A 10836-nucleotide genomic window follows, 5' to 3' on the forward strand; every position below is an offset into this window, starting at 1 on the left:
TATAATTGATAAAGTGTAATAACGTTTAGAAGTATTTTCGCGAAGAATATACGCCCGTTTATATACGTGAGCATTCAGGAAAAGGGCTTTTCCGCAAATTCGGAAAACGCCTTTTTTTAAATGATAAGTATAGGATAGAAAAGGAGAAGTAACATTGACAACATTTCGAGAATTAGGATTAAGTGAGTCTTTACTACAATCTGTTGAAAGTATGGGCTTTGAAGAGGCTACGCCGATTCAAGCTGAAACAATTCCACATGCATTGCAAGGTAAGGATATTATTGGGCAAGCGCAAACAGGTACAGGGAAAACAGCAGCATTCGGATTACCACTATTAGATAAAGTGGATACAAATAAAGAAGCAGTTCAAGGTATTGTTATCGCGCCAACGCGTGAATTAGCAATTCAAGTTGGAGAAGAGCTGTACAAAATTGGTAAACATAAACGCGTTCGTATTTTACCAATCTATGGTGGTCAAGATATTAACCGCCAAATTCGTGCTCTAAAAAAACACCCACACATTATTGTTGGTACGCCGGGTCGTATTTTAGATCATATTAACCGTAAAACACTTCGCTTACAAAACGTAGAGACAGTTGTTCTTGACGAAGCGGATGAAATGTTAAACATGGGCTTCATTGAAGATATTGAAGCGATTTTAACAGATGTGCCAGATACACATCAAACATTATTATTCTCAGCGACAATGCCAGATCCAATCCGTCGTATTGCTGAGCGTTTCATGACTGAGCCTCAACACATTAAAGTAAAAGCAAAAGAAGTAACAATGCCAAACATTCAGCAGTTCTATTTAGAAGTGCAAGAAAAGAAAAAGTTTGACGTGTTAACACGCTTATTAGATATTCAATCTCCAGAGCTTGCAATCGTATTCGGTCGTACAAAGCGTCGTGTTGATGAATTATCAGAAGCATTAAACTTACGTGGTTATGCAGCAGAAGGTATTCACGGTGACTTAACACAAGCGAAGCGTATGTCTGTATTACGTAAATTTAAAGAAGGTGCTATTGAAGTTCTTGTTGCAACAGACGTTGCTGCACGTGGTCTTGATATTTCAGGCGTAACACATGTATATAACTTCGATATCCCACAAGATCCAGAATCATACGTTCACCGTATCGGTCGTACTGGCCGTGCAGGTAAAAAAGGTATTGCAATGTTATTTGTAACACCACGTGAATCAGGACAATTAAAAAATATCGAGCGCACTACAAAACGTAAAGTTGATCGTATGGAAGCACCGACACTTGACGAGGCATTAGAAGGTCAACAACGTTTAATCGCTGAAAAACTTCAAAGCACAATTGAAAATGATAATTTATCATACTACAAGCGTATTGCAGAAGAAATGTTAGAAGAGAATGATTCTGTAACAGTAGTAGCTGCTGCTTTAAAAATGATGACAAAAGAGCCAGATACAACTCCAATCGCTTTAACGTCAGAACCACCAGTTGTTTCAAGAGGTGGCGGTTCTAAAAAACGCGGCGGTAACGGAGGCGGATACCGTGATGGTAACCGTAATCGTAGTCGTGACGGACGCGGCGGTGGCGATGGTCGTAACCGCGATCGCAATCGTGATGGTGGTAGCCGTGGTGGCGATGGCCGTAACCGTGATCGCAATCGTGATGGTGGTAGCCGTGGTCGTAAAGGTGAAGGTCAAGGTCGCCCTGGATCTTCAAATGGACGTGGCGAAAGAAAACATCATAGCCGTCCACAAGCTTAATAAAAAAGAGAATGCCCTTTGCTGGCATTCTCTTTTTTTATTTCTGTAATTGTACATACTACATAATAACTTGTGTAGAAAAGAGGTGCTACATGCTTGTAAGACTTGGATATGTTGCGATGAGTGTACATTTAAAGAATGCATCTCCATCTCAAACGATGACATATGCGCAGTTTCAACGAATTGGTGATCGAGAGGCTGCAATTCGTAAACTCGAAAGAATTGCTAATTCGAATTTAGAAAATTGTTTACGGTTATTAAAGCATAATAAAGGGCATGACATATCTTTCTTTCGGCTTAGTTCCAAGCTTGTTCCTTTAGCGAATCATGAGGAGTTGTTAGAGTGGAACTATATTCGCCCCTTAAAAGAAAATTTAAAAGTACTAGGTGATTACGCTATTCGAATGAATATGCGTATTGATTTTCATCCAGATCATTTCGTTGTACTGAATTCACCTGAAGAGAATATTTTTAAACAATCTGTAAAGACATTGCAGATGCATAAAAAATTATTAAAAGCTATGGGGATTGAACATAAGCAACGATGCGTATTACATGTGGGTGGAGGTTATAAAGATAAGGAACTCGCATTAGAACGCTTTATAGAAAATTGGTCAAGTGTTCCAAGAAGTATCCAAGAGATGGTCATATTAGAAAATGATGATACGACCTTTTCTTTAGAAGAAACATTGTATTTAGGTGAAAAATTAGATATTCCAGTCGTGTTTGATTTGCATCACCATATGATGAATAATGATCGAGAAGATTGGCATGAAGATTGGGCGCGTGTTGTACATACGTGGGAATCGTCTTTGTTACCAGTGAAAATGCACATTTCTAGTCCTAGAGAGGGAAAAGACCCGAGAGCGCATGCGGACTTTATTGATGTAGATACTTTTTTATCTTTTTTAAAAAAGATAAAGGGAAGTGTTCCGCAAATTGATTGTATGATTGAAGCGAAGAAGAAGGATGAGTCTTTATTTCAACTAATGAGAGATTTAAGTAAACAAACAGATGTAGAAATTGTCGATGGTGCGAGCTTTTATATTAAATAAGCTCTGCACCATCGAATTTTTTTGTTAATAAAGGAGTGCAAATACCACCAATAATCAATCCTGTTAAATGGCTTATAGGGTTAGCGGAGGGATTGAAGAAAGTGAATAGTAGTAATATACATATCATGATTGAAAAAATAGCAATGTCTCTTGGATTGGAAGAACGATATCGACTATACAATAGAAATAATTGTGCACCTAGCAATCCGAAAATACCACCGGATGCCCCGGCATGAATATATTCAAGAGGCATAATGAGATAAGAAGAAATATTTCCAAGAGTTCCAGAAAGGAAAAAAATAATGATGAAAGAAAAGTGCCCTAGTTGTTTTTCAATAGAAGAGCCAAGCACAAATAAACAAATACTATTAGAAAGGAAATGTTGTAAGTCTACATGTACAAGTAAGGAAGTTATGAGACGCCACCATTCTCCTTTAGCGATATATTCATTGTAGGATGCCATGGGAAAGAGAAGAAAGTCGCCTAACATAATCATGACTAATTGTATGAGAAGTAAAGCGATGACGATTGGTTGTAAGGAAATGCGGGCAGAAGGTATTAGCATGTTGTGAGTATCACTCCTTTTGCATCAGAAAGATTCTCTGTTATTCTTACAATATGAAAAAAGAAAGCTAAATAGAAGAAGGGGATTTTGAAATGATTGTAGGGATTGGAATCGATATTATTGAATTGAATCGAATTGAAAAAATGCTAGATGGAAAACTTAAATTTATGGAGCGTATTTTAACTGAAAGTGAACGTAATGTTGCTAAGGAGCTGAAGGGAAGTCGCCTTACAGAGTTTGTAGCTGGAAGATTTGCAGCGAAAGAGGCGTATTCAAAAGCGGTAGGGACTGGTATTGGAAAAGAAGTGAGTTTTTTAGATATTGAAGTAAGGAATGATGATAGAGGTAAGCCGATTCTCGTTACAAGTACAGAGCATATTGTTCATTTATCAATTAGTCATAGTAAGGAATTTGCTGTTGCTCAAGTTGTTTTAGAAAGCTCGTCACGCTAGTCTGCATATTTTATATCTTTGTCTCATATATTTGATGTAGCGATAAGGAAGGTACATCTTCCATTCATTTATAGGGGCAAAGGGGCTGAAGTGATGAAAAGGCGTCTGTTTTTAGTTCTTGTCGGTTTATTAACCGTTTTTGTGTTGGCGGGTTGTATGGAAAAGAAACAAGATGATGTTGTGAGAGATTTAGAGGCGAAAGTAAAAGGGATGAAAAGTTATCAAGCTGAAGCAAAATTATCTATTAAAACAGGGAATGAGCCTCAGGAGTACAAGGTAGAAATATGGCATAAGGAACCTTCTTTTTATCGTGTGAATTTGCAGAATGCGAAAAAAGATCAAAGCCAAATTATTTTAAGAAATGAAGAAGGGGTATTTGTATTAACGCCAGCACTTAATAAGAGTTTCCGTTTCCAAAGTGATTGGCCGCAAAATAGTAGCCAGGCTTATTTATATGAATCCCTTGTGAGAGATATTTTGCAGGATAAGAAAAACCTTACTTTTGAAAAAACAGATAAGTATTATATTTTTAAAACAAAAACAAACTATCAACATCAAAACATGTTGCCGAAACAAGAGATTACATTGAAGAAAAGTGATTTAACACCAGTTTCGGTGAAGTTAATGGATAATGATCAAAATGTTCTTGTGAAAGTAGATTTCTCAAAAGTGAAATTTGATGCGAAATTTGATAAAGGTGCATTTGATACGAAACAAAATATGTCTAGAGCGCAAGTAGATGTTCAAACAACAGCGAAAGAAGACAAACCATTTGCTATTTTGTATCCGCGTGATACGCCGCAAGGTATGGTTTTGAAAGATGAAAAAGAGTTAAAGACAGACAGTGGCAAGCGTGCGATACTCACATACACTGGAAGTAAGAAATCCTTTACTTTGATACAAGAAAAGGCAAAAGTTGCAGAGGCTTCGTCAGCGATAAGTGTGAGCGGAGAATTGGTTGATCTTGGCTTTACAATTGGGGCATTGACGAAAGATTCTTTAACGTGGTCGCATAACGGAGTAGAATATATGCTCGTGTCTAAAGGTTTAGAGCCGAAGGAGCTATTAATGGTTGCTCGTTCAGTTACAGAGAAGCAAGTGAAGTAAACTTCTTAGACGTGGTGATATATGTGCACCACGTCTTTTCTTAGTTTGAAGGGTGGATTTCATAAAAGAAGCATATAAAAGAATAAGCTTCGCATATCGTGTATAAGGAAGTGTATTTATGGAAGAAGCACCATTTTACCGTGACACTTGGGTGGAAGTGGATTTAGATGCGATCTATAACAATATTACACACATTAAAGATTTCATTCCAAGTGATGTAGAGATTTTTGCTGTAGTCAAGGCGAATGCATATGGACACGATTATGTACCGGTAGCTAAAACGGCATTAGAAGCAGGGGCGACAAGGTTAGCGGTTGCCTTTTTAGATGAAGCTCTAGTGCTTCGAAGGGCTGGTATTACTGTGCCGATTTTAGTGTTAGGTCCTTCCCCGCCTCGTGATGTCAATGTAGCTGCTGAAAATGATGTAGCGTTAACTGTTTTTCAAAAAGAATGGGTGGATGAAGCGATCAAACTTTGGGATGGTTCATCTACAATGAAATACCATATTAATTTCGATAGTGGTATGGGGAGAATTGGAATACGCGAACGAAAAGAATTAAAAGCATTTTTAAAGAGTTTAGAAGGTGCGCCATTTTTAGAATTAGAAGGAGTTTATACACATTTTGCAACAGCGGATGAGGTGGAGACTTCTTACTTTGATAAGCAATATAACACATTTTTGCAGCAGTTAAGTTGGTTGAAAGAGTTCGGAGTGGATCCTAAGTTTGTCCATACAGCTAATAGTGCTGCAACGCTACGTTTTCAAGGGATTACATTTAATGCAGTACGAATTGGCATTGCGATGTATGGGTTATCTCCGTCTGTAGAAATACGCCCTTTTTTACCGTTTAAATTAGAACCAGCGCTATCACTGCATACGAAAGTTGCTCATATTAAACAGGTGATTAAAGGGGATGGGATTAGTTATAACGTCACTTACCGAACGAAAACGGAAGAATGGATTGCAACTGTTGCGATTGGATATGCAGATGGATGGCTTAGAAGATTACAAGGGTTCGAAGTGCTTATAAATGGTAAAAGGGTACCGATTGTAGGTCGAGTAACAATGGATCAATTCATGATACACCTTCCTTGTGAAGTGCCGCTTGGTACGAAAGTTACACTCATTGGAAAACAAGGTGATGAGTATATTAGTGCTACTGAGGTTGCTGAATATTCTGGGACTATTAATTATGAAATTATTGCAACGATAAGCTTCCGAGTGCCGAGAATATTCATACGGCACGGCAAGGTTGTAGAAGTAATCAATTATTTGAACAATATATAGAAGGTAGTATGGTTTGCTTCTTGTCATTTGAGAGGACTGTTCATTGGTTAAGAATAAGCTCATTTTTGATGAGAAGCTTTTTACTTATCATTACTTTTAACATAATTTAACGTAAATTTTGCTGGGAAACTCTTTCGTTTCTTGTTTGTAATAAGATAAAAATAAAAGAATATGAATTTTTTGTTTGTGAATTGGAAAACATAAGCAAGGAATAAGGAAGTCTTTGCAACAGGCTCCATACAATGGTATTATTACAATAGGTGTCATATATATATTTGGGTGTGTAGTTGACGGTGGAGGTGTATTTTTGTGTCCGAATCAAGTGTAACTACTGAAATCGTGGTTCGGTTGCCAAAGCAAATGGTAACGGAATTGGACGGAATTGGAAAACAAGAGAATAAGAATCGCCATGAACTAATTTGCCAGGCAACACAACTGTTATTGCGTCAACATAAGACGAAGAAACGCTACCAACATGAATCAATGCGACGTGGGTACATTGAAATGGGAAAAATTAATCTTGGTATTGCATCGGAAGCTTTCTTAGCAGAGTATGAAGCAGCTCATACAGTAGAACGCTTAGTTAGCGGGGGGTAATATTTTGATTGTAAAACGCGGCGACGTGTATTTTGCAGACCTTTCCCCAGTTGTTGGTTCTGAGCAAGGAGGCGTTCGTCCGGTTCTTGTCATTCAAAATGACATCGGAAATCGTTTTAGTCCAACGGTGATTGTAGCGGCTATTACTGCACAGATTCAAAAAGCTAAATTACCCACTCATGTGGAAATTGATGCGAAAAAGTACGGTTTTGAGAGAGATTCTGTTATTTTACTTGAGCAGATTCGAACAATCGATAAGCAGCGCTTAACGGACAAAATCACTCACTTAGATGAAGTGATGATGATTCGTGTAGATGAAGCGCTACAAATTAGTTTAGGACTAATAGATTTTTAAATCGGCAGTTTAAGTTGCTCTCTTTACAGGGCAACTTTTTTTTATTATAGAGGAGGTTACGGTTGTATATGGAAATGGTAGATAATCGACAAGCGTTAATGAAAATGTTAGTGAAGGAATTAGGCTTTACCGAAAAGCAAGTTCGTCATGTTATTCAATTAACAGAAGAAGGTAACACAGTTCCATTTATTGCTCGTTACCGAAAAGAATGGACAGGCTCTTTAGATGAAGTGCAAATTCGTACAATTTTAGAGAGATGGCAATATATGATGCAGCTTGAAGATAGGAAAGAAGAGGTTCTTCGTCTTATTGATGAGAAGGGGAAACTGACAGGAGAGTTACGTCAGCAAATTGTTAAAGCTGTAAAGTTGCAAGAAGTAGAAGATTTATATCGTCCATATAAAGAGAAAAGAAGAACGAAAGCAACGATTGCAAAAGAAAAAGGACTAGAGCCGTTAGCTGAATGGTTATTGTTATATAAGAAAGAAGATCCAAATCAGAAGGCAGTGGAGTTTATTAACGCAGAGAAAGAAGTGCAATCTGCAGAAGAAGCATTACAAGGTGCCCAAGACATTATTGCAGAAATCGTTTCAGATGAAGCAGCTTATCGTAGTTGGATTCGGAATGTTACTTTTAGAAAAGGTGTTATGTCTTCGTCCGTAAAAGATGAAGAGAAAGATGAAAAGAATATATATGAAATGTATTACAGTTATGAAGAACCGTTGCAGAAAGTAGTACCGCATCGTGTATTAGCGATGAATCGCGGTGAGAAAGAAGATATATTGAGAGTTTCTGTTGTTCCACCAGTAGATGAGATAGTAACTTTCTTATATAAGAGAGTAATTCGTGATAACGATTCTAAAAGTGCGCATTATGTAAAGTTAGCAATTGAGGATGGTTATAAACGATTAATTCAATCCTCCATTGAAAGAGAGATTCGAAAAGAATTAACAGAAACAGCTGAGGAACAAGCGATACATATTTTTTCTGAGAACTTACGTAATTTGTTATTACAACCTCCAATGAAAGGAAAGGTTGTGTTAGCTTTAGATCCTGCATATAGAACGGGTTGTAAATTAGCTGTTGTAGATGATACTGGGAAGGTTCTATATATTGATGTTATTTATCCGCATCCACCTGTTCGTAAATATGAAGATGCAAAAATGAAAGTTCTTTCTATTATAGATAAATATCAAGTTGAAATGATTGCGATTGGGAATGGTACAGCTTCTAGAGAATCGGAAGAATTTATAGTTGATGTATTACAAAATGTGAAACAAGAAGTCTTCTATATTATTGTGAACGAAGCTGGTGCGAGTGTGTATTCGGCCTCCGATTTAGCTCGTGAGGAATTTCCGAATTTACAGGTTGAAGAAAGAAGTGCTGTTTCTATTGGGAGACGTCTGCAAGATCCACTTGCTGAACTTGTGAAGATTGATCCTAAATCAGTTGGGGTTGGACAATACCAACATGATGTATCTCAAAAGAGGTTGAATGAATCATTAACATTTGTAGTAGAGACGGCAGTTAACCAAGTCGGTGTGAATGTAAATACAGCTTCAGTTGCGTTATTGCAATATGTTTCGGGTTTATCGAAAACTGTTGCGAAAAATATTGTGGCAAAGCGTGAAGAAGAAGGGAAATTTACAAAACGAACAGACTTAAAGAAAATACCGCGTCTAGGTGCGAAGACATATGAACAATGCATAGGTTTCTTACGTATATTAGAAGGGGCAAATCCGTTAGATCGAACGGGTATTCATCCAGAACAATATAAAAATGTTGAATTGTTATTGAAGAGTCTAGGGTTATCAAAAGATGACGTAGGGCAATTGCAATTACAAAAGAGCTTAGAAGAAGTGGAGATTTCTAAGTTATCGCAAGAAACGGGAGTTGGGGAGCCAACATTAGTTGATATTATAGATGCGCTCATTAGTCCAGAGCGAGACATGAGGGATGAGTTGCCTAAACCGCTTCTGAAAAAAGGGATTTTGAAATTAGAAGATTTAAAACGTGGTATGGAACTGGAAGGAACAGTTCGTAACGTTGTTGATTTTGGTGCTTTTGTTGATGTAGGTGTAAAACAAGATGGTTTAGTACATATTTCTAAACTAAGCAAACAGTATGTGAAGCATCCGTTAGATATTGTATCTGTCGGACAAATCGTCAAGGTATGGGTAGATGATATTGATACGAAAAAAGGTCGCGTTGCACTATCCATGTTGCCGATTGAATAGTAAGAGAAGAGAGCAGATGAAACTGCTCTTTTTTTATGGGATAAAACGTGTAATGGATTATGAGCTTTGATGTATTTTGCTATAATAAAACCAGCATTCATTTAGTAATTTAATTTGATACCGGTTTTTTTCAAAATATGCGCGTTGCATTTGTTTTTTTAGCCACGTAGGCATAGGAATCCCTCCTTGTTTAATCCTACTCTCAAAAATGTAAGGTACTATTGATGAGAGGTTGGTGAGTGGATTTCTATTCATGCTATATTTTTAGAAACCACGCTTCTTGAATGAGGATGGGTATATGTACTATTTAATATATGTATAAGGGAGGAGAAAAGTGTAAAAATATTTTTTAGTTTAGGAGGAATGAGAGTGGATGAGCAAGAAATACAGCGTCTGGTGGAAGAAGTATCACTACAATACTTCGGAATGCCATTTTTACATAGAGCTATGTTCAATAGTAGGTTGCGTACAACTGGTGGACGTTATCTATTGAATACACACAATATTGAACTGAATTATCGATATTACGAAATGTATGGGAAAGAAGAGTTAGTCGGAATCATTAAACATGAGCTTTGTCATTATCACTTACATATTACAGGAAGGGGCTATAAGCACCGGGATAGAGATTTTCGTGAATTGTTAAAAGAAGTTGATGCGCCACGCTTCTGTAAACGAATAATTAATGAAGAGAAGGAAAAAAAGGTTTATACGTATGAATGTATGGGTTGTTTGCTTCAATATGTAAGAAGACGTCAAATAAATACAAAAAGATATGTCTGCGGAAAGTGTAAAGGGAAACTGAACCTGATAAAGAAAACATCTTGACAGTGAAAACGCAATCCAGTATATTATAAACATGTCACGTTTGTACAAGATGTTGAGAAAAAACATCTTGACTTACGATAAGAAATTTTATAAGATACAAATTGTCTTTATTATTCCGCAGTAGCTCAGTGGTAGAGCTATCGGCTGTTAACCGATCGGTCGTAGGTTCGAGTCCTACCTGCGGAGCCATACAGAGAAGTACCCAAGTGGCTCAAGGGGCTCCCCTGCTAAGGGAGTAGATCGCTAACGCGGTGCGAGGGTTCGAATCCCTTCTTCTCTGCCATACATACTGGCCCGTTGGTCAAGTGGTTAAGACACCGCCCTTTCACGGCGGTAACACGGGTTCGAATCCCGTACGGGTCACCACTTCGGAGGATTAGCTCAGCTGGGAGAGCACCTGCCTTACAAGCAGGGGGTCGGCGGTTCGATCCCGTCATCCTCCACCATATAAATTATATRAATAGTATYATCGCGGGGTGGAGCAGCACGGTAGCTCGTCGGGCTCATAACCCGAAGGTCGCAGGTTCAAATCCTGTCCCCGCAACCAAATGGTCCCGTGGTGTAGTGGTTAACATGCCTGCCTGTCACGCAGGAGATCGCCGGTTCGACCC

At 38.0% G+C, this 10836-nt stretch carries 11 protein-coding genes and 5 tRNA genes; 14 read left to right on the forward strand and 2 right to left on the reverse strand.

All coding sequences use genetic code 11. The annotated features are described in order from the left end of the window. The first annotated feature begins 154 nt into the window (after positions 1–154). Together cshA and uvsE are read left to right on the forward strand one after the other, a co-directional pair. Positions 155–1741: a degradosome RNA helicase CshA gene (cshA, locus tag AC1DMU_RS26580; RefSeq protein ID WP_000206596.1), complete on the forward strand. Its 1587-nt coding sequence runs from the start codon at positions 155–157 to the stop codon at positions 1739–1741. A 92-nt stretch (positions 1742–1833) separates the two neighbouring features. Then, on the forward strand, positions 1834–2796 hold the full coding sequence (gene uvsE, locus AC1DMU_RS26585; RefSeq protein ID WP_088061741.1) for a UV DNA damage repair endonuclease UvsE: 963 nt from the start codon (positions 1834–1836) through the stop codon (positions 2794–2796). On the opposite strand, the gene AC1DMU_RS26590 is transcribed toward uvsE, so the two are convergent. Further along, entirely contained in the window at positions 2789–3361 is a 573-nt protein-coding gene (locus AC1DMU_RS26590) for a rhomboid family intramembrane serine protease (protein ID WP_088061743.1), read from the reverse strand. The two genes, uvsE and AC1DMU_RS26590, sit on opposite strands and share 8 nt — an antisense overlap. A 92-nt stretch (positions 3362–3453) precedes the next feature. On the opposite strand from AC1DMU_RS26590, the gene acpS reads away from it, so the two are divergent. The 6 genes from acpS (at position 3454) to AC1DMU_RS26620 (ending at position 9397) form a co-directional block, all read left to right on the forward strand. Further along, on the forward strand, positions 3454–3813 hold the full coding sequence (gene acpS / locus AC1DMU_RS26595; RefSeq protein ID WP_000635044.1) for a holo-ACP synthase: 360 nt from the start codon (positions 3454–3456) through the stop codon (positions 3811–3813). A 156-nt stretch (positions 3814–3969) separates the two neighbouring features. Next, a complete protein-coding gene (locus AC1DMU_RS26600; RefSeq protein ID WP_002096914.1) occupies positions 3970–4920 on the forward strand; it encodes a LolA family protein in 951 nt (316 codons plus the stop codon). Between the two features lie 118 nt (positions 4921–5038). After that, a complete protein-coding gene (alr, locus tag AC1DMU_RS26605; protein WP_088061745.1) occupies positions 5039–6208 on the forward strand; it encodes an alanine racemase in 1170 nt (389 codons plus the stop codon). Positions 6209–6517: 309 nt separating this feature from the next. Then, positions 6518–6805 (forward strand): antitoxin EndoAI, encoded by a 288-nt coding sequence (locus AC1DMU_RS26610; RefSeq protein WP_000004570.1) that lies wholly within the window; start codon positions 6518–6520, stop codon positions 6803–6805. 4 nt (positions 6806–6809) lie between these two features. Beyond that, positions 6810–7160: a type II toxin-antitoxin system endoribonuclease NdoA gene (gene ndoA / locus AC1DMU_RS26615; RefSeq protein ID WP_000635963.1), complete on the forward strand. Its 351-nt coding sequence runs from the start codon at positions 6810–6812 to the stop codon at positions 7158–7160. A gap of 68 nt (positions 7161–7228) precedes the next feature. Further along, positions 7229–9397, forward strand: coding sequence for a Tex family protein (locus tag AC1DMU_RS26620; RefSeq protein ID WP_141542686.1), 2169 nt, complete (start codon positions 7229–7231; stop codon positions 9395–9397). A gap of 57 nt (positions 9398–9454) precedes the next feature. On the opposite strand, the gene cmpA is transcribed toward AC1DMU_RS26620, so the two are convergent. Then, positions 9455–9571, reverse strand: a complete 117-nt coding sequence (gene cmpA, locus AC1DMU_RS26625; RefSeq protein ID WP_001143642.1) for a cortex morphogenetic protein CmpA — start codon at positions 9569–9571, stop codon at positions 9455–9457. 195 nt (positions 9572–9766) lie between these two features. On the opposite strand from cmpA, the gene AC1DMU_RS26630 reads away from it, so the two are divergent. The 6 genes from AC1DMU_RS26630 (at position 9767) to AC1DMU_RS26655 (ending at position 10772) form a co-directional block, all read left to right on the forward strand. Then, positions 9767–10225 carry a SprT family protein gene (locus AC1DMU_RS26630; RefSeq protein ID WP_000344252.1) on the forward strand — a complete coding sequence of 153 codons (459 nt, stop codon included), beginning with the start codon at positions 9767–9769 and terminating at the stop codon, positions 10223–10225. A 114-nt stretch (positions 10226–10339) separates the two neighbouring features. Then, a tRNA-Asn gene (locus AC1DMU_RS26635) sits at positions 10340–10414 on the forward strand. Between the two features lie 3 nt (positions 10415–10417). Further along, positions 10418–10508 (forward strand) — tRNA-Ser (locus tag AC1DMU_RS26640). Between the two features lie 8 nt (positions 10509–10516). Continuing rightward, positions 10517–10591: transfer RNA gene (locus tag AC1DMU_RS26645), tRNA-Glu, on the forward strand. Between the two features lie 4 nt (positions 10592–10595). Then, positions 10596–10671 (forward strand) — tRNA-Val (locus AC1DMU_RS26650). Between the two features lie 24 nt (positions 10672–10695). Further along, positions 10696–10772 (forward strand) — tRNA-Met (locus AC1DMU_RS26655). Positions 10773–10836: the final 64 nt, after the last annotated feature.

Source organism: Bacillus sp. 01N45 (assembly GCF_056399205.1).